General features: G+C 44.7%; 22 protein-coding genes. 14 read left to right on the top strand and 8 right to left on the bottom strand.

Translation table 11 applies throughout. The annotated features are described in order from the left end of the window. Nucleotides 1–49 precede the first annotated feature (49 nt). Nucleotides 50–1459 carry an MATE family efflux transporter gene (locus J4N37_RS08065; RefSeq protein ID WP_252040507.1) on the bottom strand — a complete coding sequence of 470 codons (1410 nt, stop codon included), beginning with the start codon at nt 1457–1459 and terminating at the stop codon, nt 50–52. A gap of 372 nt (nt 1460–1831) precedes the next feature. Here J4N37_RS08065 and J4N37_RS08060 point away from each other — a divergent pair, with 372 nt between their 5' ends. The 9 genes from J4N37_RS08060 to J4N37_RS08020 all read left to right on the top strand — a co-directional run bounded on the left by J4N37_RS08060 (nt 1832) and on the right by J4N37_RS08020 (nt 12867). Beyond that, complete coding sequence (locus J4N37_RS08060; RefSeq protein WP_252040505.1) at nt 1832–3712, top strand: DUF294 nucleotidyltransferase-like domain-containing protein; 1881 nt, start codon at nt 1832–1834, stop codon at nt 3710–3712. Further along, nucleotides 3709–4458, top strand: coding sequence for a 3'-5' exonuclease (locus J4N37_RS08055; RefSeq protein ID WP_020197622.1), 750 nt, complete (start codon nt 3709–3711; stop codon nt 4456–4458). The genes J4N37_RS08060 and J4N37_RS08055 overlap by 4 nt, the downstream gene beginning before the upstream one ends. A 225-nt stretch (nt 4459–4683) precedes the next feature. After that, nucleotides 4684–6348 carry a BCCT family transporter gene (locus tag J4N37_RS08050; RefSeq protein ID WP_009704320.1) on the top strand — a complete coding sequence of 555 codons (1665 nt, stop codon included), beginning with the start codon at nt 4684–4686 and terminating at the stop codon, nt 6346–6348. A gap of 344 nt (nt 6349–6692) precedes the next feature. Next, on the top strand, nt 6693–7226 hold the full coding sequence (ectA, locus tag J4N37_RS08045; protein WP_252040503.1) for a diaminobutyrate acetyltransferase: 534 nt from the start codon (nt 6693–6695) through the stop codon (nt 7224–7226). Between the two features lie 35 nt (nt 7227–7261). Beyond that, nucleotides 7262–8527, top strand: coding sequence for a diaminobutyrate--2-oxoglutarate transaminase (gene ectB / locus J4N37_RS08040; protein WP_252040500.1), 1266 nt, complete (start codon nt 7262–7264; stop codon nt 8525–8527). A gap of 13 nt (nt 8528–8540) precedes the next feature. Continuing rightward, the gene (locus J4N37_RS08035; RefSeq protein WP_005393369.1) at nt 8541–8927 is read left to right on the top strand and encodes an ectoine synthase; all 387 of its coding nucleotides are present in this window, start codon (nt 8541–8543) and stop codon (nt 8925–8927) included. A gap of 81 nt (nt 8928–9008) precedes the next feature. Then, the gene (locus J4N37_RS08030; RefSeq protein ID WP_252040498.1) at nt 9009–10433 is read left to right on the top strand and encodes an aspartate kinase; all 1425 of its coding nucleotides are present in this window, start codon (nt 9009–9011) and stop codon (nt 10431–10433) included. 144 nt (nt 10434–10577) lie between these two features. Beyond that, nucleotides 10578–11591, top strand: a complete 1014-nt coding sequence (locus tag J4N37_RS08025; RefSeq protein ID WP_252040496.1) for an IS110 family RNA-guided transposase — start codon at nt 10578–10580, stop codon at nt 11589–11591. 427 nt (nt 11592–12018) lie between these two features. Beyond that, nucleotides 12019–12867 carry an alpha/beta fold hydrolase gene (locus tag J4N37_RS08020; RefSeq protein WP_252040493.1) on the top strand — a complete coding sequence of 283 codons (849 nt, stop codon included), beginning with the start codon at nt 12019–12021 and terminating at the stop codon, nt 12865–12867. Between the two features lie 75 nt (nt 12868–12942). Here the strand turns inward: J4N37_RS08020 and J4N37_RS08015 are convergent, their stop codons facing one another. Then, nucleotides 12943–13929, bottom strand: a complete 987-nt coding sequence (locus J4N37_RS08015) for a cytochrome-c peroxidase (protein WP_045481884.1) — start codon at nt 13927–13929, stop codon at nt 12943–12945. A 633-nt stretch (nt 13930–14562) separates the two neighbouring features. On the opposite strand from J4N37_RS08015, the gene J4N37_RS08010 reads away from it, so the two are divergent. Next, nucleotides 14563–16167, top strand: a complete 1605-nt coding sequence (locus tag J4N37_RS08010; RefSeq protein WP_252040490.1) for a S8 family peptidase — start codon at nt 14563–14565, stop codon at nt 16165–16167. Between the two features lie 106 nt (nt 16168–16273). Here the strand turns inward: J4N37_RS08010 and J4N37_RS08005 are convergent, their stop codons facing one another. Next, nucleotides 16274–17158: a LysR family transcriptional regulator gene (locus J4N37_RS08005; protein WP_252040488.1), complete on the bottom strand. Its 885-nt coding sequence runs from the start codon at nt 17156–17158 to the stop codon at nt 16274–16276. Nucleotides 17159–17346: 188 nt separating this feature from the next. On the opposite strand from J4N37_RS08005, the gene J4N37_RS08000 reads away from it, so the two are divergent. Continuing rightward, nucleotides 17347–18243, top strand: coding sequence for an SDR family oxidoreductase (locus J4N37_RS08000; RefSeq protein WP_252040487.1), 897 nt, complete (start codon nt 17347–17349; stop codon nt 18241–18243). 54 nt (nt 18244–18297) lie between these two features. On the opposite strand, the gene J4N37_RS25190 is transcribed toward J4N37_RS08000, so the two are convergent. Both J4N37_RS25190 and J4N37_RS07990 read right to left on the bottom strand, forming a co-directional pair. Then, nucleotides 18298–18540 (bottom strand): hypothetical protein, encoded by a 243-nt coding sequence (locus tag J4N37_RS25190; protein WP_045389503.1) that lies wholly within the window; start codon nt 18538–18540, stop codon nt 18298–18300. Between the two features lie 23 nt (nt 18541–18563). Then, nucleotides 18564–19760: an MFS transporter gene (locus J4N37_RS07990; RefSeq protein WP_171358188.1), complete on the bottom strand. Its 1197-nt coding sequence runs from the start codon at nt 19758–19760 to the stop codon at nt 18564–18566. 189 nt (nt 19761–19949) lie between these two features. On the opposite strand from J4N37_RS07990, the gene J4N37_RS07985 reads away from it, so the two are divergent. After that, nucleotides 19950–20831, top strand: a complete 882-nt coding sequence (locus tag J4N37_RS07985) for a LysR family transcriptional regulator (RefSeq protein WP_171358189.1) — start codon at nt 19950–19952, stop codon at nt 20829–20831. A 421-nt stretch (nt 20832–21252) separates the two neighbouring features. Continuing rightward, entirely contained in the window at nt 21253–21546 is a 294-nt protein-coding gene (locus tag J4N37_RS07980; protein WP_045389512.1) for a hypothetical protein, read from the top strand. A gap of 385 nt (nt 21547–21931) precedes the next feature. Here the strand turns inward: J4N37_RS07980 and J4N37_RS07975 are convergent, their stop codons facing one another. Both J4N37_RS07975 and J4N37_RS07970 read right to left on the bottom strand, forming a co-directional pair. Next, nucleotides 21932–22750, bottom strand: a complete 819-nt coding sequence (locus J4N37_RS07975; protein WP_252040485.1) for a hypothetical protein — start codon at nt 22748–22750, stop codon at nt 21932–21934. A gap of 183 nt (nt 22751–22933) precedes the next feature. Beyond that, nucleotides 22934–24211 carry a serine hydrolase domain-containing protein gene (locus tag J4N37_RS07970; RefSeq protein ID WP_252040483.1) on the bottom strand — a complete coding sequence of 426 codons (1278 nt, stop codon included), beginning with the start codon at nt 24209–24211 and terminating at the stop codon, nt 22934–22936. 356 nt (nt 24212–24567) lie between these two features. Here J4N37_RS07970 and J4N37_RS07965 point away from each other — a divergent pair, with 356 nt between their 5' ends. After that, a complete protein-coding gene (locus tag J4N37_RS07965; RefSeq protein WP_045389517.1) occupies nt 24568–24888 on the top strand; it encodes a DMT family transporter in 321 nt (106 codons plus the stop codon). A 70-nt stretch (nt 24889–24958) separates the two neighbouring features. On the opposite strand, the gene J4N37_RS07960 is transcribed toward J4N37_RS07965, so the two are convergent. Continuing rightward, nucleotides 24959–25597, bottom strand: a complete 639-nt coding sequence (locus J4N37_RS07960) for a hypothetical protein (RefSeq protein WP_171358193.1) — start codon at nt 25595–25597, stop codon at nt 24959–24961. Nucleotides 25598–25632 lie beyond the last annotated feature (35 nt).

Below are 25632 nucleotides of genomic sequence, written 5' to 3'. Positions count from 1 at the left end.
TCACTGCGATAGTGAGCCTTTCTTATTGAAACGATAAACGCTCTCGTCGTTATTGAATCGCTAACTCAGGTTGCGAAGCCGTATTCATTTCTGCGGTTTGATTGTACTTCTTAATCACTAGCGTCAAGCGAATCAGCATTGCAATTGCTGCGGTGGTTAAGCCGGTTACGATACCAATCCAGAAGCCTTCTTCGCCCATGGCAGGAACGATTTCATCTGTGATACCCAGTAGCATACCAAGTGGAAGCGCCAAGCCCCAGTAGGCTAGAATCGCCAGAATCATCGGGATCTTAGTATCTTTGTAGCCACGCAGAGCGCCGTTTGCAGACGTCTGTAGTGCATCGCTGAATTGGTACATCGCAGTAAACATCAGCAGAGTCGCTGCTGTTGCTGAAACCACAGGATCTGTGGTGTACAAACGAATGATCCACTCAGGGAACAGCAGGAAGAAGCCGACTGAAATTAACGACAGTAGCGCAGCGGTAATAATGCCTACCAAGCTGCGGTGAGAAGCTGTCTCAAGCTTTTGTTCACCCAATGCATGACCAACGCGAATCGTGATACCAAATGAAAGACTCATTGGGATCATGTACGTCATGCTAGAGATGTTCAGGGCAATCTGCGCCGCAGCAACGTTTTCTGCACCAATACGACCAATCAATAGCGCAATCACCGCGAAGATGCTGCCACAAACCGCGATGTTCAAACCAATCGGCATGCCGAGTTTGAACAGTTGTTTGATCTCTTGCCATATCGGCTTTAGCTCAGCGAAGTGCAGAATGTTTTTGTAGTGATGATGGCGTTTGATGTAGCTAAACAGTAGGGCAGACATCAGCCAGTAAACCAAGCTCGTTGCCCAGCCACAACCAACCGCACCCAATGCAGGCATGCCGAATTTACCGTAAATCAGAATGTAGTTAACAGGGATGTTTACCAACAAACCAATCACAGAAATCAGCATGGGTGCGCGAGTGTTGTTCATCCCTTCGCAGAAGCCATTCAAAGTGTAGAACAGCGCAATGCCAGGAACACCGAACGCCAATGCGACAACATAATCACTCGCGATAGGAATGATCTCAGGCGCAACGCCTAGGCTAACGAGAATGGTTTCGCCAAGCAGCAAGTAAACAATCAAAATTGCGCTAACGAACGCAGACAACCAAAGCATTTGAATAAACGCGATACGTACGTTATCCAAACTTTGTGCGCCGCGGTGGTAAGCAACGACAGGCGTTAGTGCCATGATGATGCCGCGAAGCAAAAGCGAAACGGGTAGCCATAAACTGGTGCCAAGTGCTATCGCAGCAAGGTCGGCAGCACTCACTTGGCCTGCCATTGTTGTATCGATAAAGCCCATCGACTGAGTGGCAAGTTGCATCAGAATGATAGGGATCGATAGGTGTAACAAAGCGCCCGATTCTTTAAAAAAACGAGAAAAAGAGGAAGGTGTGTTTTGCATGGATGTAGTTAAACACCAATATCAATGCACCAGTGGAAGCAGGATGGCGTTGTGCATTGTAGGGTGTGCCGCGTAGGCACGCGCAATATACGGATTTTTGTTATGAGGTTCAATGTGTAATTTAGATCACAAGAAAACGATTGCTTTGGCTGCCAAAAGTATTATTTGCTCTGTGAATGTATTGCGTTTTTTACTGCTCATTTTTAGATGAAAACAAGCGATTTTCGACACACTCGTTTCAATAATAATCAGTCATTATTCCGCTTTTCGATGGTTACAAATCTTTTTATCTGACCTCTCGATTTATTTATTGTGTGATTATTTTCTTGGTGATATTTATCGCCTTAGTTTAGGCAATGCATGGAATAAAGAATGGAAGCCGAGCAATTAGAAGTACTCAATTTCATTAGCCAATACCCACCTTTTGATGACTTACCGGAAGAGCACTTAAGAAACATCGCAATGAATGCTGAAGTCGCGTATTACCGCGCAGGGACGGACATTCTCAAGAAAGGCGATGACATTCGTGATTTGTACATGATCCGCAGTGGTGTGGTCGAAATCTTCCGCCGCAAAGGCGAGTTGTACAACCGTATCGATGCTGGTGGCTTGTTTGGACAAATGGGGTTGTTGATGAACAACCGTGTCCGTATGCCAGCCAAAGCGATAGAAGATACCTTGGTTTACTGCATTCCAGAGAAGATCTTCACTGAGCTATGTGACGAGTTTGAGAACTTCGCTGATTTCATGGAGTTGGAAGACAGCGCGAGACTACGCACTGCGGTATCAAACCACTCAGATGGGAATGACTTTACTACTGCGAAAGCGCGCAAGATCTTAAGCCGTGAACCAGTAACGTTAGAAGCCAGTGCTACGGTGCGTGAGGCAGCCATTTTGATGGCGGAAGAGGGCGTTACTGCGCTTTTGATTGTTCGCGCACAAGAAGACATTACTGAAGACGACGATGACCAACTGCTTGGTATCTTGACCGAGAAAGATCTGTGCGTTCGTGTTTTAGCTGAAGGACGAGACAGCGACATTCCTGTGAGTGAAGTGATGAGTTACGACGTTGTGTCGCTCGATTACAGCGCTTACGTGTTTGAAGCCATGCTGACAATGCTGCGTTACAACGTTCATCACCTACCAATCTTAAAAGACAAAAAGCCGATTGGCGTGATCAGCATGACGGATATCGTTCGTTATGAATCGCAAAACAGTTTGTTGCTTGTGAGCTCTATCTTCCAACAAAACTCGGTAGAAGATCTCAAAGCGGTATCTAAACAAGTGAAAGACTGCTTTGAGCGAATGGTAAGTGAAGACGCAAATGCCCACATGGTTGGACGAGCAATGTCGGTGATCGGCAGCAGCTTCAAACAAAGACTGGCAGAGTTAGCGGAGCAAGAATTAGGTCCTGCACCAATTCCTTATTGCTTATTGGCAATGGGCTCCATGGCGCGTGATGAACAGCTTATCGTCACAGACCAAGACAACGCACTGATTCTGGATAACAGCTACGACCCATCAGAGCATGGTGAGTACTTTGCTCAGCTCGCAAAATTTATCTGTGATGGATTAGCCGAATGCGGTTATACCTACTGTACAGGCGACATCATGGCGACCAACCCAGAATGGCGCAAAACGCGCTCCGAATGGGAAGAGTGTTTTGCAAACTGGATTGATGACCCAACACCAGAGCGACTTCTGAACAGCAGTATTTTCTTCGACTTACTTGGCGTACATGGACGTGTGAAATGGGCAGAGCAATTGAGCGGTTTCATTGTGCGTCGTGCTAAGAAGAACAATCGATTCATAGCTTGTATGGCTTACAACGCGATTCGTCGCACGCCGCCGCTTGGTTTCTTCAAAGACTTTGTGATGGAGAAAGATGGTCGTCACCGCAATTCCATCAACCTGAAGCGTCGAGGCACTGCGCCAATGGCGGATCTGATTCGTGTACACGCCTTGGCGATTGGCTCCCGTTCGCAAAACTCGTTTGAACGTCTGGATGACATCAACAACGCTGGCATCTTACCCAAAGGCCGTGGCATGGACTTAAAAGATGCGATGGAGTTGATCTACATGGTGCGAATCCGACATCAAGCATTGGATATCGAAAACGGGGAAGAGCCGGATAACAATATCGAGCCAGAAGAAATGTCGGAGTTTGAGCGTCGCAACTTAAAAGCCGCTTTCCAAATCCTAAGCAACGCGCAGAACTACATTAAGTTCCGTTACCAGAGAAGTGGCAAATGATGTGGTTTTCAAAACAAAAGCAAGATATCACTGATTTGCTTGATACTAGCCAGACACCTGATTGGCCAATCTTTTTCGAGCAACTAGCAGAGCAAGCGAACGATACTCGATTAAAACGTTATTACTCTACGCCTATTGTGAATGGTGATACGCCATTAAAAGAGGTACCGTTTGTCTCCGTCGATTTTGAGACCACGGGTTTAAACGCCGAGGAAGACGCCATTCTCACCATAGGTTTGGTGCCATTTACGCTAGGGCGAGTGCAGTGCAGCGGATCTCGTCACTGGGTGGTGAATCCAAATCGAGAACTGAATGAAGAATCAGTGGTGATCCACGGTATTACCGACTCTGAAGTGAAGAATGCGCCGCAACTTGAACAAATTCTGGATGCAATTCTTGATGAGTTAGCCGGAAAGATTGTGGTGGTGCACTACAAAAATATCGAGCGTCAATTCTTCAATAATGCGTTGTTAAACAGCGTGGGTGAGGGGATTCAATTTCCAGTCGTTGATACGTTGGACATCGAATACGCGATTCAACGTCGTGAGTGTGAAGGTTGGTTAAACAAGCTCAAAGGTAAAAAGCCCGGTTCTGTACGACTCGGCCACGCGCGTGAGCGCTACCATTTGCCTGCTTATCAGCCACACCATGCGCTGACCGACGCTCTTGCCACCGCTGAGTTGCTTCAAGCCCAGTTGCAGTATCACTTTGATGGTGACATGCCACTGTCCGTGATATGGCAATAACTCATCCATCTCGTCTATGAATTGGCGATAAATTTTATTAGTCGTCCTGATAACAAAATGCAATGCGATATCAGGACGATTAACGCTAAAATTACAAAGTAGAGCAACCCTTCTAAAAGCGACGTAACGATCGCAAATAAGCTTTGCAGCAAGTGACGCAAGAAAGCCATCACTCAAAGTCCTACACAGATTTTAATTTGGTCACGTATTTTAAGGAGATAAATCGTGAGCACCGACAACAATGGCGGTATCCAACGCCCCGACGGTAAAGTGAACCCGATCGATACTGATTACCAGATTGGTCAGGATAACGTCGCGCTAAAAGTAGGTCCTTTTGGACTTGATATTCACAACCGTGTGTTCGCTATTTCAGGTATGTCGATTATCCTGTTCGTAGTGTTAACACTGACATTCAGACAACAAGTTGAGCCGTTCTTCGCGGGTCTACGTGGTTGGCTTGTTTCTAACCTTGATTGGTTCTTCCTATCTGCGGGCAACGTGTTTGTCGTAGTGTGTTTGATCCTGATCGTAACGCCACTTGGTCGCGTTCGTATCGGTGGTACAGAAGCAACTCCGGATTACACGTACGCAGGTTGGCTAGCGATGCTGTTCGCGGCTGGTATGGGTATCGGTCTGGTATTCTTCGGTGTATCTGAGCCTATGTCTCACTTCAGTGCTGCTCTTGGCGGTGTGAACGTTGAGAATGGTGTTCGTACTGACTGGGCTCCACTAGGCGCAGCAGAAGGCGATACATCAGCGGCGTCTGCACTTGGTATGGCAGCTACGATTTACCACTGGGCACTTCACCCTTGGTCAATCTACGCACTGTTGGCACTTGGTTTGGCGATCTTCTCGTTCAACAAGGGCTTACCTCTAACGATGCGTTCTATTTTCTACCCTCTTTTTGGCGAGCGCGTTTGGGGTTGGACTGGTCACATCATTGATATCTTGGCAGTTGTTGCTACGGTATTCGGTCTTGCGACGTCTCTTGGCTACGGTGCATCACAAGCAGCAACAGGTCTAAACTTCCTGTTCGGTGTACCAATGACAGATATGACGCAAGTTGTGATTATCGTGATCATCACAGCACTTGCTTTGATCTCGGTAGTTGCTGGTCTGGATAGCGGTGTAAAACGCCTGTCTGAAATCAACATGGGTTTAGCGGCGCTATTGCTTTTGTTCGTGATCGTCGTAGGTCCAACACTCGCAATCATGACTGGTTTCTTCGAGAACATCATGTCTTACCTAGCGAACGTTCCAGCGCTATCAATGCCATTCGGCCGCGAAGACGTGAACTACTCTCAAGGCTGGACTGCGTTCTACTGGGCTTGGTGGATTTCATGGTCACCATTCGTAGGTATGTTTATCGCGCGTGTATCTCGTGGTCGTTCAGTTCGTGAGTTCATCGTGTGTGTAATCCTGATCCCATCAACCGTGTGTGTATTATGGATGACGGCATTCGGTGGTACGGCGATCAGCCAATACGTGAACGATGGTTACCAAGCGGTATTTGACGCAGAGCTTCCACTTAAACTGTTCGCGATGCTAGATGTGATGCCTCTTTCTCAAATCACGTCTATCGTAGGTATTATTCTGGTTGTGGTGTTCTTTATCACGTCAGCGGACTCTGGCTCTCTTGTAATCGATACGATTGCAGCGGGCGGTAAAGTAGATGCACCAACACCTCAACGTGTGTTCTGGTGTACGTTCGAAGGCTTAGTTGCAATCGCACTAATGCTTGGTGGTGGTCTAGCGGCTGCACAAGCGATGGCGGTAACAACCGGTCTGCCATTCACTATCGTATTGTTGGTTGCAACGGTATCTCTAGTGAAAGGTTTGATGGATGAGCCTCGCCCAACATCAAAATCAATGAAGAAAGCGAAAGCGTAATTTAAGCTTCCTTCATAACAACAAAAAAACGGCATGCTTCGGCGTGCCGTTTTCTTATCTGAATTCTTCATCTTTAGCCATCAATCGGCTGCCATTTTCTTCCTGCTCGAAACAATTCCCCAGTGCGAAATTGACGATGTTTTGCTCATTTGGCTTCAATTAATCTTTTACCCTATAAATACATTAGAGCTCAAACTATTTTTAAAGTCATGCTCATTTACTTTTAGTGCGACATAGATCAAATAAGTAGGGTTTCTAAGCGGCTTTATTTGATTTCTATGCACAATCAGTGTGCATAATAAAAAAGGAAATTTAATTAGTGTACGAAGGATATGTATCTACACATGATTACCTCAGCCCCTTGGGTTATGTATCCAGAGATTGGAGAAGACCCAAGCAAAAAATGGATTTTTCGTGAACCTGTCGTGTCTGATGGCGACGATATTTATGGTTTGATCGCAGATTGTCCTCCGCTCGATATGAACTCGTCATATTGTAATTTTCTTCAATCTAGCCATTTCAGCAAAACTTGTATTTTGGTCGAGCACAAAGGCGAGATTGCAGGGTTTGTTTCTGGCTATCAGAAGCCGGATGAACCTAATGTGCTGTTCATTTGGCAAGTTGCGGTTGCCCCTCGTTTCAGAGGAAACGGTTTGGCGTCTCAAATGCTTGAACGCTTACTACAGCGAGAAGGGCTTGAAGACATCAACGCTATCGAAACCACAATCACTAAATCCAATGATGCATCTTGGGCGTTATTTAAAAAGCTCGATGCACAACATGGAAACGCCGGCGAAGTGACGACTTTCTTGGATGAAAAGGATCATTTCAAAGGCAAGCATGATACCGAGTATCTGTATCGTATTCCCCTCAAGTAATCCCCACAAAATAGGAATCAAATAACGGTCTCATCATGGATATTTTCAAAAAGCAGGAATCCAACGTACGTTCATACTCAAACAGTTTTCCAGTCGTCTTTCGTAAAGCAAAAGGTACCTGGTTAGAAACAGAACAAGGCGAACGCTACCTCGATTTCCTTGCTGGAGCGGGATCTCTAAATTACGGTCATAACAATCCAGTACTTAAGCAAGCGCTCCTTGAGTACATTGAAATGGATGGCATTACACACGGCTTGGACATGCATTCAGAAGCCAAAGCCGCTTTTCTTGAAGCACTAAATCAATACATTCTTGAACCAAGAGGGCTGGATTACAAAGTTCAGTTCACAGGCCCAACCGGTACCAATGCCGTAGAAGCTGCAATCAAGTTGGCAAAAAAAGTGAAGGGGCGCAGCAGTATCGTTGCCTTCACAAACGGTTTTCATGGCTGTACGGCTGGCGCTTTAGCTGCAACGGGCAACCAACATCATCGCCAAGGAGCGGGTTCTAGCTTAAACAATGTTACTCGTATTCCTTTCGAAGGTTATGCGGATATTGATGGCCTCAAACTGTTTGAAACCATGTTGTCAGATAACTCGGCAGGCATGGACAAACCGGCTGCAGTTCTACTAGAGACGGTACAAGGCGAAGGTGGTCTAAACGTTGCGTCTAACCAATGGTTGCAGCGTCTCAGCAAGCTTTGCAAAGCACACGATATCTTGTTGATTGTTGACGACATTCAAGCAGGCAGCGGCCGCACAGGTACTTTCTTTAGCTTCGAGCCATCGGGCATTAAGCCAGACATGGTAACGCTGTCAAAATCGATTGGCGGTTATGGTCTGCCAATGGCCATCGTTTTATTAAAACCTGAGTTGGATAAGTGGAAACCGGGTGAACATAACGGCACATTCCGTGGCAACAATCATGCGTTTGTGACAGCAGCGAAAGCAATCGAAACATATTGGTCAAATGACCATTTTGAAGCGCATATCAAACGTTGTTCGAGCATGGTTGATGAAGTCATTCAGCGATCGGTAAAACGATTCCCAGAAATGTTTATACAGCGCAAAGGTCGCGGGATGATGATTGGTATTGAATGTAAGAGCGGTGAAATCTCTGGTGATATTGCAAAAGCGTGTTTTGAGAACGGAATGGTGATTGAAACCGCAGGACCAAATGATGAGGTGGTGAAGTTCTTTTGCCCATTGACCATTTCTGAAGCCGAACTTACCCAAGGGCTTAATATCTTCGAGGGCTCGGTTGAAGCCATCGCAAGCAAACTTTTCAAACAAGCATCATAGCAAGGAAAGAATTATGATCGTTAGAACACTCGATGAGTGTCGCAATAGCGAAAGACGAGTTGTGTCTGATAACTGGGAAAGTGTCCGTATGTTATTGAAAGACGACAACATGGGCTTTTCATTCCATATCACGACGATATACGAAGGAACCGAAACACACATTCATTATCAGAACCATTTGGAATCTGTATTTTGCATGAGTGGAGAAGGGGAAATTGAAGTCGTTGGCGGTGAAACTTACCCAATCAAACCGGGTACGTTGTACATCCTAGATAAGCACGACGAACATTACTTACGCGCCTATAAAAACAAAGAAATGGTCATGGCGTGTGTGTTCAATCCCCCAATCACGGGTGCGGAAGTTCACGACGAAAATGGCGTTTATCCTCTGGTGGACTAGCCCACTGATGTTTTAGAGGGGTGATGTTTCACCCCTTTTTCTTATCCATTCTTTTAAATTACCAATCATTAAGGCCCCCTCATGACATTTACCGTAGAAAAAATCGGCGGTACATCTATGACAGCATTCGATGCTGTACTCGACAACATTCTTCTTCGTCCACAAAACCCATATAACCGTATTTTTGTTGTTTCTGCTTATGGCGGAATGACAGACGCTCTATTGGAATGCAAAAAGACCAGTAAACCAGGTGTCTATCAGCTTATCGCTAAACGAGATGAAACTTGGCAAGACGCGCTAGCGTATGTTGAAAGCCGTATGCTGCTGACAAACGAACATATTTTTGCCGATCCGATGAATCGTATGCGCGCGGACAAGTTCATTCGTTCTCGCATTTCAGAAGCAAAAATATGCGTAACCAATATCCTAGAAACTTGCCAATACGGGCAGTTTTCTCTGCGCCAGTACTTACCGCAAATTCGTGAGTTTCTCTCATCCATTGGCGAAGCGCACAGTGCTTACAACACCGCCTTAAAGCTAAAGAACATGGGTATCAACTCGACGTTTGTTGACCTATCCGGTTGGGATAACCAACAGCCTCGCAGTTTAGATGAGACGATACGTGAAGTGTTTGAAGAGATAGATGTGACTCAAGAGCTACCAATCGTGACGGGTTATGCGTATTGCAAAGAAGGGCTGATGCACACTTATGATCGAGGTTACAGCGAAATGACCTTTAGCCGAATTGCTGCAACAACCAAAGCCGATTTAGCGATAATTCATAAGGAGTACCATTTAAGCTCTGCAGACCCAAGGGTTGTTGGTGTTGAGCGTGTCAATCCAATTGGAACGACCAATTATGATGTGGCCGATCAGTTAGCGAATCTTGGTATGGAAGCGATTCACCCAAATGCGGCGGCAGGACTGCGCGAAAGTGGGATTGAATTGCAGATCAAAAATACGTTTGAACCAGAACATAAAGGAACACTGATCTCTGCAGATTACCGCCCAGAAAGCGATCGCATTGAAATCATCGCAGGAAAGCAGAAGGTATTTGCGCTTCATCTATTTGATCAAACCATGGTTGGAAAGGTAGACAACGTTAGCTACGAGTTGATGGAGATAATCGCAGATGCGCGCGTCAATCTCATAGGGAAGGAGATGAACGCAAACTCTATCACCTATTACCTAGGCGGCAGTGCAGAGAGCTTAAACAAGGTGCGCTACAAAGTAGAGAAACGCTACCCACAAGCCTCGATTAATGGACGCATGGTAGCGCTCATCTCTGCAATCGGTTCTCAAATCGATACTAATAAAACGTTAGCTAAAGGCGTTTTTGCACTGATGAATCGCGACGTGACACCCATTGCTCTCCACTCATCAATGAGAAACGTTAACGTGCAGTTTGTTGTGAGTGACGACGAGTATAAAGAAGCGATTTGTGCGTTACATGAAGAGTTCTTTGAACAAGACAGCGATACAAGTAAGTCGGCGAATGTTGCTTGAAGTTGATTGGCGGCAGTTAACTGTTAGACAAAGGTTAGCGGCTAATTGAAAAGAAGGGGCGTGGTTTATCGTCCTTAATTATATGGTCCGCCCCACTCTCAAGCCCTTAAGCTTAGAGTAGGCTCTCAGAATGAGGTGAACCATATGTCTTCTATTCATATTTTAGGTATCGACCTAGGCAAGCACTGTTTCCACGCTATCGCTCATAACCGTTCAGGTGCAGAAGTATTACGTCGTAAGTTTAGTCGAAACCAACTCCAACGTTTCCTTTGTAAAATCGAACCAACAACCATTGCTTTCGAAGCTTGTGGCGGTGCTCATTGGCTTGCTCGCAAGAGTGGTGAATACGGTCATCAAGTTCGACTTATTCCTCCCCAGTACGTTAAGCCTTATGTCAAAGGCAACAAAAATGATTTCATAGATGCATCAGCAATCGCAGAAGCCGCTGGTCGACCAACAATGAGGTTTATCGCGGTAAAAAGTGAAGAAGCCCAAGTTATCGCAGCGATTCATCGTGTCAGAGATGGTTATATCAAGGAGAGAACGGCCGCCATGTCTCGAATTGGGGCTATCTTGCTTGAGTTCGGCCTAAGTTTTCCAAAGGGGCATGCAAAGATGAAGGCTCTCTTCCAATGGCTAGCAGAGCAAAAAGCGTCTTTACCAGAAAGCTTACTCGTTGAATTAGTGTCTATCCACGAGCATTACAAATACCTTAATGAACGAGTCAAAGTTCAAGACAGTAAGCTTCAAGCCGTTGTTAACAATAACGAAAGTGCACAATTGCTGAAAACTATCCCTGGCGTTGGCGACCTCACATCGACGTTGTGTGTTGCCGATGTAAGTTCCCCAAGTAACTTCACCAATGGTCGGGAAATGGCTGCATGGTTAGGGCTTGTGCCGAGACAGTTCTCTACGGGAGGAAAGACCAAGCTACTTGGCATGAGTAAACGAGGCAATAAACATCTCAGAACTCTGTTTATCCATGGAGCAAGAGCAGTTCTCTCAAGGCTAGAAACGACAGGGAAAGTGTTTGGAGAGTGGCTCATCAAGCTCCGGGCGACGAAGCCATTTAATGTTGTGGTCGTAGCACTTGCCAACAAGCTAGCAAGAATAGCTTGGGCGGTGTTATACCACCGCCAAGCTTTTAAGGCTGTATAGCTATAACCAAGTTTGCAACGCCAATGAACGTGATGACAAAAACGGTCAATCGACCAGATTAAGAACCTGACACAAAAAATAGCGTTAAACGCTTTGGGCTTTTTAAGGATAATCTGGCGCAGATATCATCGTGGAGCTGGGAAGCTAGTGCTCCCAACAAGGACTCCGAATACATTAGCGCAAACCAACTCCGTTATGACTTAATTGTAGTTGCAATAACGGGGCGGACCATACATTTTTGTGTCCGTCAACAAAGTTCAAGACACTTGAACATATAGGGTTAGGTAGATAGAATTTTCGCTCCTCAGTATTTACCTCAACTAACACATGAAACTTATTCGCTGACGACACTTGCCTGATTTTTCAAACTTCACGTTCTACTCTGATATACGGAGGGAACAAACTCGAATTAAATTAGGTAAACATCATGAATAAGAATCAAACCATTCAATCAGGTCATTACCACCTTAAAACTATCGTTCGTGGCAGCGGTATCCCTTTAATTATTATCGGCAGCGCAGACTACTATTTGCGTGTCATACCAACTGCATTGTTCGACCATTTCCAATGTGTCTTTGTCGATCATCGCGGCTTTGCTGAGTGCGACGTTATTCCAAATGCAACTGACGCTACGTTAGAGGCCATCAGTGCTGACACTAAATTGGTCATGGATAAGCTCGGTATCGAAAAAGCGTGGATGTTTGGTCATTCTGGGCATGCATTAATGGCAACCCATTTTGCCGTGACGTTTCCTCAATATGTTGAAGGTTTAGTGCTTGCGAACATCTCGCCAAATTTGTCACCACAAATGCAGGCGCTCCAATTTCAATGTTGGGAACAAGAAGCGGACGAGGAGAGAAAGCAAGTTTTCGAACGTAATTTCCCATTACTTGAACGCGACATTGAGCAAAATCCGGAGCGAAAATTCGTTCACTTGTGTCATCGATTAGGCGCGATGCGTTGGTATGATTCTGACTTTAATGAACTGCCGTTGTGGGAAGGGTTTCAAACCCATACGGCTTTGTTAGATAAGCTTTGGGGAGAAGTGTTCGGTGAATTTGATACGGCGATTTATCAGCAACTTCCCGCTGTACGGGTATTAGTGATCAGCGGAGAGAAAGATTTCAGCATTGCGCCAGTTTCATCATGGGATCAGATTGATTTTGGAGAGGCAGATATGAAGCTCGAAATCATTGCAGAATCGGCTCACACACCAATGCTAGAGCAACCAGAACGATTTGTGAAAGTGATGAGCGAATTAGTAACAGCGAGCTAATTCACATCTATCTATACAGGCAAACAAAAGCAAAGGAGCCAAGCAAGGCTCCTTTGAAGTATTTCATTCATCAACTTAGATATTTGGGCGTGCCGTCTCGTTGGTTGATGGTGGCAGATGAGGTAGCGTCACCTCTGGTTGGTCACCCGTTAATGAGCGTAAGAACTCAGTAATCTTGACCGACTCTTCTTTTGTCAGTTTCTGACCAAGCTGAAGATCTGCCATCATGGCGACCGCTTCCTCTAGATCCCAAACCGAACCGTCATGGAAGTACGGGTAGGTGAGTTCGATGTTGCGCAGTGTCGGTACTTTAAAGACAAACTTATCGAAATCATTACCCGTGATCGCCTTACGCCCAACATCTGGGTTATCCGTTGCAAACGGCTTCACTAAGCCCATCTTTTGGTACATTTGACCACCCGCGAGAGGGCCGCTGTGACACGCTGTACAACCTTTCGCTTTAAACAAGTTGTAGCCTTCGACCTGCGCTGTTGTTAAGGCTTTATCGTCGCCCTTCAACCAAAGATCGAACGGTGCGTTTGGTGTACGTAAGGTTTGCTCAAAGGTCGCAATTGCATCAGTCACGTTATCAATGGTGATCGTCTCACTACCGTAGGCTTGTTTAAACCACTCGCGATATTGAGGAATCGACTTGAGCGTGTCGATCGCAAGCTGGTGGCTAAAGGCCATCTCAAGTGGGTTTTCGATCGGGCCAGCCGCTTGTTCTTGCAAATCTTTTGCGCGTCCATTCCAGAACTGAACAAAGTTCAAATCCGAGTTAAACACCGTTGGTGAGTTGATCGGGCCAATTGCCCATTTATGGCCAATGGAGCTTGGTAGGTTATCGACGCCACCTTTTGCGATGTTATGGCAAGAGTTACAAGAAATGGTGTTGGAGGCGGATAAACGAGGTTCAAACCACAACGTTTTACCCAGTTCTACTTTCTTCGCATCAAGTCCAGCAACTGGCTCGATTACCTTGATGGGCTCTGCGGATTGGCGCTCTGCGTAGGCACCGAAAGATAGGACTGACAAGACGCTCACTGCTATAAGAGTTTTCATAATAACTTCCTTTTTAAGTGATTTTTCACTCTCACTAGGGCGGCGTACTTCTTATTGGTACGCTCTGGAAGTCACGGTATAGCAATCGTTTTATTCGATAAAATGCAAAAAATCGATGGTTTTTATGGCAAAAAACGATGTTAAAAACGCACAAGCTTTGCACGAATCGATTTTGCTAGCTTCCCAAGCAGTTGGTCACCTTTCATTTACAAATATGCAAAGAATATAAACGACAGGTTCGTTGATTTAGGTCAATTATGCAATCAAATGAACCATAGTAGGTGAAAAACCTAGAACGAAGGAAAAGTGAAGTCTTTATTGCGTAAATTGTAGGTAAGAGTGGGGTATATAACAGGCAATAAACCAGGTGTGTAGAATTATTCTATTTTAGGGATTTTGCTCTAAGTCTAAATGAATCTTTGCATTTCAATTTCAATAAAGCTTGGTTATTGATCATGTTTCTGAGTATGTGAATTATTATCAGTTATGCATACAGTTGCTCATAGTCTAGTTTGATTTGTGTAACGTCACTGCAGCACGTATTAAGCGTACTACGCTGATTGTCTGTGTTTTCGTGTTGACAGTTTGGTACTAGGTAAAAATAAACAAGACTATGATTTCAAGGAACATTTTATGTTAAAGAAACTACTAAGTTGTTGTATCACCTCGGCACTCTGTTTTCATTCTTCTATCGCTTTTTCGCAATCTAATGAGATTGCGGACAGTGCAGAGTTACAACAAGCTACCGACACATTGCCTGCCCTTTTGATGCTTGCACCGGATGACATTGCCATTGCAGATCGCTACATAGTGGTATTTCAACAACCACAAATGATGGCGAGCAACTCAACGGAATTCGAGCAATTCACGCAGCAGTCCGTAGACCGCATGTCTGGTTTGTATTCGATACAAGTGGAGTCGGTTTTTGACCACTCGATCAGCGGATTTGTCGCTAACTTGAGTCCTGAGCAACTAAAAGATCTGCGTTCTGATCCTCGTGTGGACTACATTGAGCAAGACAGAATCCTATCGCTTGACCCAATAGTCTCGGCAGACGCAAATCAAACCAATGCCATTTGGGGACTAGACCGAATCGACCAACGCAACTTGCCACTCGATAACAACTACAGTGCCAACTTTGATGGGACTGGGGTAACGGCTTATGTGATCGATACTGGTGTGAACAACGCGCATGTTGAGTTTGGTGGTCGCTCGGTCTCAGGGTATGACTTTATCGACAACGATGCAGATGCAAGTGACTGTAATGGACACGGTACACACGTTGCGGGTACCATCGGAGGCAGCTTGTATGGTGTTGCGAAAAACGTCAACCTTGTCGGCGTCAGAGTATTGAGCTGTAGCGGTTCGGGCTCTACGTCTGGTGTTATCGCCGGTGTGGATTGGGTGGCTGCGAATGCTTCCGGACCTTCAGTCGCCAATATGAGTTTGGGTGGCGGTCAATCTGTCGCTCTCGATAGTGCGGTGCAAAGTGCGGTTCAATCAGGTGTCAGCTTTATGCTTGCGGCAGGTAACTCCAATGCCGATGCGTGTAACTACTCTCCAGCGCGCGTTGCTACTGGTGTAACTGTCGGCTCGACCACCAGCACGGATGCACGTTCGAGTTTTTCAAACTGGGGCAGTTGTGTGGATGTGTTTGCGCCAGGCTCACAAATCAAATCTGCATGGTATGACGGTGGCTACAAAACCATTAGTGGTACATCGATGGCGACGCCGCATGTAGCGGGTGTAGCAGCGCTGTATCTTCAAGAAAATAGTTCGTTGTCGCCAAGCCAAGTGGAAGCCTTGATCGTTAGTCGCGCAACAAGCGGAAAGGTGACGGATACAAGAGGCAGCGTGAACAAGCTACTTTATAGCTTAACCGATGCTGATTGTGGCCAAGACTGTGGTGGCCCAGATCCAACACCGGACCCAGAAGGAAAGTTAACTTCGGGTGTGCCCGTGAGTGGTTTAAGTGGTTCAACTGGTCAAGTCGCGTATTACTATGTTGATGTCGAAGCGGGACAGCGCTTAACAGTACAAATGTATGGTGGCACCGGTGATGCGGATTTGTATCTCCGTTTTGGTGCAAAACCAGCACTGAATGCATGGGACTGCCGACCTTTCAAATACGGTAACAATGAGACATGTACGGTCAGCGCAACACAAAGTGGACGTTACCACGTCATGATTCAAGGTTACTCAAACTATAGTGGTGTCAGCATTCAAGCGAGCTACTAGTTATTATTCTCGTTATTAGAAGAGAACAAAGCCCACTTTCCGGTGGGCTTTTCTTTTGGGGATACTGTGCTTAGGGATTACTGAGTTTCATAGGAGACGTTCGACGTTATTCAAACGCATCAGTCTTTTGCTTCAAGAATTCGATGAGAGTGCGAACTCGAAGCGGCATCAAGGCTTTCTCTTGGTACACCGCATAAATCGGGATCTCCAAATCGTGCACATCAGGTAGGATGCGAACTAAATCTCCTCGCGCTAATTCTTCCTTCATCATGAAGCTAGGCATGATGGCAAACCCAAGATGATTCAAAACGAATTCTTTGACTGTGGCCGCGGTTCTCACTTGCACTTTTGGGCTGTGAACCAAACGCGTGACCTGACCTTTGCTGTTGGTCATCGTGAGTTGCTTATCGCCGTGAACGATATGGTGGCTAATCCAATCCAACGAGAGAAGATCTTCTGGTGCCAATACCGTTTCTACCTTGCTGAGATAGGTTGGCGTAGCGCAAATCATGTCGCGAAAATAGCCCAGCCTAACCGCATATAAACTCGAATCTTCCAAAGCGGGAGAGGCGCGCAATGCAATATCACAACGAGATTCAATCAGATTGCTGTAACTGTCGCTCTCAATAATGTCGAGTTTGATTTCCGGATAGAGGTGTAAGAACTCACTCAATATATCGACCAAAGCTGAGCTAGGCGTGGAGATACGAATCGTCCCACTTGGGATTTGATTGGCGTCTTGTGTTTCTGCATTCGCTTCTGAGGCGATATCACCAATCAGTTTGCATTTCTCGTAGTAACGTAACCCAGCGTCAGTCAACGAAAGCGAGCGAGTGGTGCGATGCAACAGACGAGTATTCAGCGCTTGTTCGAGCTTAGAGACGATCTGCGAGACGCGTGCCTTGCCAATATCAAGATCGTCCGCTGCTTGAGTAAAGGATTGTTTCTCTGCCACTTTAGCAAAGACCATCATGTCATCGAGTGAGATCATACCGATTACTTTCCAAAAGCTATTTATTATTGTTTAGTCAGAATGAACAATTAGTTTAATCAAAGGCTAATTATCTATCAATCATCAAACGATATAGTGTCTCCATCGACAGCGGGAAGCCAAAACAGCTTGGTCATTTCCGCCTTATTCAGAAAGAAATAATGTAAGAATTGAATGGAGAAACCATCATGTCAGATCGCAAAATTCTAGTAACAGGCGCATCAGGTAAACTAGGTTCACAAGTCGTAAAAGCATTGCTTGAAGACCTAAATGTTCAACCAAGCCAATTGATTGTGACCACTCGTAACGCAGATAAACTACAAGCGTTAGCAAGCCAAGGTGTAGATGTTCGCGAAGCGGATTTTTCTAGCCCAGAGTCATTAGAGAAAGCATTCCAAGGAGCAGACAGCATGCTACTGATCAGCATTGACGCTTCTGGTCCTCGTACTCAAGCACACTTGAATGCGGTATCGGCAGCCGAAAAAGTAGGAGTGAACCATATTGCCTACACATCCATGCCTTCAGCAGAAAGCTCGCCAGTGATGTTTGCTCATGAGCACGAAGCTACCGAAAATGCGATTAAACAAAGCAGCATCCCTAATGCCACCATCACGCGCAACAACTGGTATTTTGAAAACTTGGCCGAGTACTTTGCCAGCATTCTGCAATCCGGTTATTGGTTGACGTCGGCAGCAGAAGGTCGCTCGGCTCAACTGTCACGTAAAGATCTGGCTTTTGCAGCGGCGTCTGCTTTAGTAAAACCAGCACAAGGAAAAGTGATCTTGCCAATGAACGGCGCGCAATCTATGACACACGCAGAAATGGCGAAAGTGATAGATAAAGTACTGGGTACATCGATTACTATGGTGGACTTATCTGATGAGGATTACCAAGTGAAGCTTGAGTCGTTTGAACTGCCTGCACCAATCGTAGAGTTGTGCGTCACAATGGACAAACACAACAGAGGAAACTATTCAGATGGTACGAGTGAAGCGTTTGAAAAGCTGACTGGTAAACAACCGCAGAACTTTGAGGCGTGGCTTGAGGAGAATAAAGCAGAACTACATAAGCTGGTGAACGTCTAAGATACACAACCTTATTTAGGACGGTATAGATGAGGAAAAAAGAGGCGTTAAGTTCTAGTAGCAGATACCCGCAAATTTATCCGTCAAAACGAGAGTATGAATTTCATTACTAACGTCTAGAGCATGGATACGAATAGCTAGGTAAGGTTTTGCCAGAGAGTGATCTTTACCAAAACAAACTGTAATAGTGCCTGCAACAAACTGTTTAAGAGTGATTTGCAACGCTTGGCATTTTTGCTTTGCGTTGCATTTAGCGTTTAAGATGGCATGCGGCGGCTCCAGTATTGCCTTGCTCACACCTTAACAGAGCGTTATGAGGCCTAATCTATAAGTAGGCTCTCTTCTTCCCACCGACTCTCTGTACGTTTATCTAGGCGTCCACTCATTCGAGTAAGAAAGAGTGCGACGATCACTATCACAGCACCAATCCACGGGGTATGCATCAATCCCAATTCAGATACAATCATACCACCACCCCAAGAGCCAAGAGCAATGCCAACGTTAAACGCCGCAATGTTTAAGCCAGATGCGACATCTACCGCATCGGGAGTGAATTTTTCGGCTAGTTTGACCACATAAACTTGTAGTCCAGGAACGTTACCGAATGCGAAGGCACCCCAAACTAAAATGGTCGCCACCGCAGCGATAGGGTTAACGGCGGTAAAGTTAAATACAACTAAAATAGTGGCTAGTCCCGAAAAAATAATCGTTAATGCTTTAATCGGCCCCATTTTATCGGCCATTTTACCGCCCCAAATATTACCAATCGCCACGGATACACCGTATACCAGCATAATAAGGCTGATAGCATTGGCGTTGAATCCTGTTTCCTGTTGCAAAATTGGAGCAAGGAAAGTGAAAGCAGTAAATGTTCCACCGTAGCCGAGTGCCGTAATTGCATAAACCAGTAGTAACCTTGGTTGAGTTAGTACTTTTAATTGTGATGATAATTTGGCCGCTGCTGGCTGCTTCAGGTTGCTTGGCACTAAGAAAATACTACCAACCAACGCGATCAACCCCAACAAAGCAACAATTAGAAAAGTCGATTGCCAACCAAAAGTTTGACCGATGTATGTACCGAGCGGCACTCCCGTTACTAATGCTACTGTTAACCCCGTAAACATAATTGCAATCGCGCTGGCTGCTTTTTCTTTGGGCACTAGTCCTGTCGCAATCGTAGATCCGATAGAGAAAAACACGCCATGGGCTAAACCCGTCAAAATGCGGGCAATGATTAGGGTGTTGTAACCAGGTGCTTGCCATGCCAATAAGTTACCAACAACAAACAGTGACATAACAGTAATGAGTACGTGCTTACGGTTCCACTTTCCCGTTAGCGCTGTTAAAACAGGTGCGCCAATCGCAACACCCAGTGCATAAAGGCTCACTAGTAGTCCTGCGGATGGTAGTGAAACGTTTAGGTCAGAAGCCATGGTCGGGATCAAACCCACGATCACAAACTCCGTTGTTCCGATTGCAAAGGCGCTGAGCGTCAATGCGAGAAGTGCTAATGGCATATCATTTACTCTCTTCTGTTAGGTTCTAGTACACAGCAGCGAATGTGTTTATCAAGATGTTGCTGAGTCCTGATTTGGTGGAGAGATTCTGCGTTGAATTTCCATTGCAAAAAATAGGTTATTTAACAAATGATATTTGTTATAAATGCAATAATTAAAATTAAACCGTTCAGAAAATGGTAGGTAAAAATGCGCACAAAATCGGATGATTTAGAAATTCTACTTTCTGTGATCGATACTGGCGGATTTACAGCGGCAGCAGACAGCTTAAATATACAGGTGGCACGGGCATCGCGAGCGGTGAGTAAGGTGGAAAACCAGCTTGGTGTGACGATCTTAAACCGAACAACAAGACGTATTGAGCTAACGGATGAGGGGCGACAATTTGTTGAGTCGGTGCGAATAGGGCTTATGCAGCTACAACAAGCGGAAGATGAAATCATATCCCGAGGCGAATTACCCAAAGGGAAGTTACGCGTCGATGCCGCCAGTCCATTTGTATTTCATCAGTTGGTTCCGCTAGTACAACCATTTAATCAAGCCTATCCTGATATTGAGTTGGAGTTGACCTCTAATGAAGGTTTTGTTGATTTGCTAGAGAAGAAAACCGATATCGCTATTCGTATCGGTGCATTAAATGATTCAACGTTACATGCTAGGCCTCTTGGCAGAAGTTTACTTTACATTGTTGCTTCACCTGATTATTTATCAAAGCGCGGCTTTCCTAGTAAGAATAGTGATTTGGAACATCACGATACCATCGGATTTTCTACGCCCAAAACACTTAATGAATGGCCTCTAAAAGGATTTTCAGGACTGACACCAACGCTCACCTCAAGTAATGGCGAAACAGTTAGGCAGCTCGCGTTGACGGGGAATGGGATCGCCTGTCTGTCAGGGTTTATGGTTAAGGAAGACATTGCTGAGGGAAGATTAATTTCTTTATTAGAGGGAGAAAAAATCAGTCACTCCGGTAGAGAACAAATCAATGCGGTTTATTATAAATCTTCTTCTGTCGCCAAGAGGATTTCTGCGTTCATTGATTTTATTCAGCCTAAATTAGACCTGTAAATGGTTCAACGTGAGGTGAGTCCACGCCTTGCTTACACTCTTTTTCAGGCTTCTCAGGCAAAAACTTTAAAGTCCCACGGTACTTCGACATATAACAGGACCATTACGGGTACATTCTTGAACTCTTTAGCAAATATTATTTGTCTTTGTGGCTATCAATATGATGGGATGGGTTGCCGGTATTCTTCCTAGGTAATAACAGAGCGTTATCCACATTGAATATATATCAAAATTACGATTCAAAGGTGCTCCAACTGCTCCAACTTATGCTTAACCTTTCGATTTTTAACAGGAACCTTAAGTGAAATCCTGCGTTATATTTTCATCGCATATGGCTTAAGGTTTATAGTTTTAAGTTGAACAATCATTCATAATAAGTGTCTTATTTTTTATCTGTTTTATAAATGTACTGGTCAATTCTATGAAATTTGGATTTATGGTTGTCAGTTTGATGAGTAGTTTTTCTCTAAATAGTTTAGCTAACGATATCGTGAGTACTACGTCAGTTAGTGAAGGAGAGGCAAGTTGTATTAGTGTCGTTTGCAAAAGTGTCATTGTAGAGGAAAGTGTTTCTAAGGCTGGGGAGTTTCCAAAAAGAACCGGTAACGAGACCTTGTCGGCAATAGGGAGCGTACTGTTTATAGCTGGTGAAATTGGTTTAGCTGAAAACTTACAAGAAGAAGGTCCTTACAAATGGGCTTCGGAGAGACCTTGAGTCGAAGCGTTCACTTTTACTAAGCTAGATCTAGGTCTATTGTTTGAGCTGGAAAAATACCCCATAAAGGTAATACTGAAGCCTTCTAGTTTTTTGTACCTAAAAGCAAAAGCGCCCACATTTATTCAAAAATATGGGCGTTTATCTTTCTAACTTCCTACTTGGTATTGCTTGGACGCTTCCAATGCTATCATCGACGTTTTATGTTTTGCTCAGTTTGCAAGTTGTAACCATGCGCAAACCTGCTAGAACATTAGCAATTGTCGCTGCGACAACGATAGTAAAGGCATTACCCCGCAATTTTACTTAATGATCATCTGATAAAATTGTAGGAAGCAAGTCCACAAGTAAAGAAATGGGAAGTTTAGATCTGAGATAATATAAGTCAGAAGTAATAGTGGTAATTCAACGAAGCCTTCGTCTCGCTGTTATGTTTGCCAAAAATAGAAGTATTTAGTTGGCTTGTGTCTACTTTGAAGCCGACTGACATATTCTCTGCTACCATGTATCCACCACCTATTTCAATTTGGTTGCTCCAACCTTTGAGTTCCTTAACATAGGTCGTCTTAGGGTTCGCATAGAGCCAATGACCAGCATCAAAACCATACATCGCGTACACACCAGTCTGACCTACTAGTGAGTCTTTGTTGCATTTTACGCCCGCTACTTTTGCGTTCATCCAAGTATTACCACCGTACAGCATCGGTACAACGATGATGGCATCAGTTACTTGGAACTTCTGAACGACACCAGCCATTATTGTATTCGTAGCATCATAGCCTGTAATACCATCACGCTTTTCAGTTAGTTTCTGATAGCCACCAATCGCATCAATAGACCAGCCAAATCCTGAACTTTGATCAATATTGAAGTATCGAGCTCGATAGTCAATGCCACCATTAAAGTTGTTAGTACCAAGCTCTGCTGTCATTACCTGTGAAGTTCCATTTTCTGTTAAGCCGTAAACAAAAGTTGAGCGAACACCTTTATTGTTACCACTTACATCTTTTTCTACGCCAAAGCCAGTATAGCTCGCTGTCGGATCACCATAGTTAACTTTCTCTGTCTCTGCACTTTGACCAAGAAGTCCTGCTTCCTCTTGAAGTTCAGTAGTGATCACACCCTGAACTGTTGCTTCGTCTAAATAGGCTGCTTGAGCACCAAATGTTGATAAGAATGCGAGTGTTAATAATGACTTTTTCATCTGTTTTGCCTTAAGGGTTAATTTTATTTGCTTGCAGTCAATAGCGTTTGCATGACATGCATATCTCAGCTTGTTCCCTTAGCTAGCAATCTTCCTATCGCTTAAATATGTTCTGCTGATAATCCGTTAGGGTTGGAGGTTACGACTATTCGCACCTTGTAAATTTGTTAATTGGGATCTGTATTACTGCTGCGCAGCCGCAGATAGTAGTGTTGGAACTACGTCCAAAAATGTCATTGCAACAGTGCGTTTAGCTTGGTGCTCGGGTTGAGAACCATTGAAGTGAAGAACAATACCTGTTGAAGGTTCGCCGATAGTCACTTGACCGTGGATTCCCACAAATGCCAAGAATTTGTGCCCCTTAATGTTGAAAGTACGAATCTGGTCTTTGTACCAAGCATCTTTTGCCATTTTTGATTCAGAGCCATTAGCCCATGCGATACGCACTTCTTCATTGCCTTCGAGGAGGTTATTGATAAATTCTGGAGCGATGATTTGCTCTCCCGCTCGATTTTTGCCACCGTTGACAAGTACATCCATCATCTTAGCGACATCTCGTGGTACGGCGTTAAGGCCGCCAGAGCCAACCGCTTCACCGTTAGAATTTGATTGTAAATAAGCGTTGTTCTCAAATCCGACTTTTTTCCAGATGCGCGCTTCCATGTTTTCCGCAAGTGACTTACCAGTAACACGTTGAACAATCATGCCTAGCATTTCAGTGTTCGCACATTGATAGTCGTAAGTGATACCAGCCTCTGTATCCAATCGCTTGTTTAGCGTTGCGCCAAAGTCTAAAACCGATTCGAGCTCTGGGTATTGGTTTTTACCGTACCACTCTTGTACATGCGTCATTCGTTCGTCCCAAAGCATGCCTGGTGTAAAATCAATTTTTATACCTGAACGCATATCTGCAACTTCTTGGACCGTTGCACGAGCAAAGCCGGGTGATGCTTTTAGTTCTGGTAAGTAATCTGTAATAAGTGCATTCATATCCACTTTTCCTTCTGCTACTAGCTGTGAAAGCGTCATAGAAGTGAACGATTTAGTAATACTCATCATCAGGTGAGTACGATCTTTATCCATTCCGTTCCAGTAGTACTCGTCGACCAATTTCCCATCCTTCAGAATGACAAGTGCATCTGTATTTAGTCGATCACGAATGATGACATCGAGTGGGTATTCACCGTCAATGTCATGCCCTGATAGTTTCGATAGTTCTAAGCCAGATGCCTTACCCAGATCGTGAGAGTAATCGCCAGTTTTAAGCTCAACATGTGGTGTGAACCTATAGGCGTTAATCATTGTTGTACGAGCAAGTACACCATGGTCCCAGTTTTGTTGAGTAATACCGACTGCTGAAGCTGCTTCAAGGAACGCTTTATCAGGGGTGTGGAGAGTTGCTGCCTGCACGCCAAGTACTGAAGTTAGCGCGATTGTTGCTGCTAGGATCGTTTTTTTCATGCTTAATGCCTCATCTACAAGTGATTGGTATTAGCGGTATTGAGTATTGTGGTTTTCGATACCGCGTTGAGTTTTGATGAGGTCAATTTATCTAGTCGATAATTACCAAGCAATTTGAAAGGTTTTAGAGATTCCTAGAAAACGCTCTATGTGGATGCGTCGGGGTATATACGTACAGGCTTCAAGTTCGGGAAAAAGAAGTTTTAATTAATACGATAAAAATCAGATTGATATAAGGGGGCGTTGTTTCTTAAACGAGTCTAATCTTTTCTAACGCTTTCAAAGAACAAAGGATTACTTTAGAAAAGAGAAGTTAGACATGATGGAGGCCTACAAGAACCGAAGAGGGCAGTGACATGATCTATTTAGCAATCGCCATTATTTCAGAAGTTATCGCAACAACACTTCTCCCTGTTACCAATGGCTTTACTAAACTACTGCCCTCCATTGGCTGTGCAGCTGGCTATGGTGCCGCATTTTACTACCTATCACTTGCAACAGCTTCCGGCATGTCAAGCTCTACAGCCTATGCGATATGGTGCGGTGTGGGTATTGTGCTGATTGCACTGGTTCAAGCTCTGCTCGGTAAGTTGCCAAACGCTCAGACAATTCTTGGCTTAGTTTTCATCATATCTGGTGTTACGTTGATCAATTTAGGTGGGAATGTAAGCCATTAAATTGGCAGTGTCTTTGGGTGATAAAGAGGGAAAAGTATCATGCTTTGCCCCTCTTGGTTACAATTAAGGACTATTCAGACCAACCTGACCATTTCACCCAGCTCTCGATTAATCTTGGGTCTCCATACGTGCGTGCAAAGCGTGGAAAACTTTGTGGACACGACACTCCCAAGGTTAATTGCGACCACTCGTTGAGTTTGTAATGACTGGTGTAACCATCCTCCATCATCGCATCAAAGGCTAAGTGGCATTTCTTCCAAAATGCATGATTGGTTTGTCCTTTTTTTGCTTCCCAAGGGAAAGAGGGCAATACTTCTGATTGGGAATATATCGCCTCTCCCATCATATGCAGTAAGCGACTTACCTTATCGATTCCAATATCTTGTAATGTAATGTCCCTTACAGCGTTAATATCGTCACCATACTTTGCAGCAACGCTATTAATAATAAAATCCATATCGAGGTCAGTACACAGCTTATAGCCAAACCAGTCTAGCTTTGACAAAATCTCATCTCGATAGTCTTCTTTGGTAAACTCTTTGTTGCGAATCGCGCGTCGGTAAGCGACAGACTTTTGATTCTTATCTGTCAGATAGGATTGGAGGTTAGGATAGGCTTCTAACGCTCCTGGGTTCTGTGCCAAAATATCAAGCAATTTCTCTTGATCAGTTAAAATGTCACCTAGTTCAGCGCGAGTTTTAGTATCCATTATCAAATCTCTTCAATAGTCAGCTTGTCATTGAT

Origin of the sequence: Vibrio sp. SCSIO 43153 (assembly GCF_023716625.1) — a bacterium.
Taxonomy (GTDB): Bacteria; Pseudomonadota; Gammaproteobacteria; order Enterobacterales; family Vibrionaceae; genus Vibrio; species Vibrio rotiferianus.
Note: the sequence above shows the minus strand (reverse complement) of the source record. Positions and strands in the feature narration are given on the sequence as shown.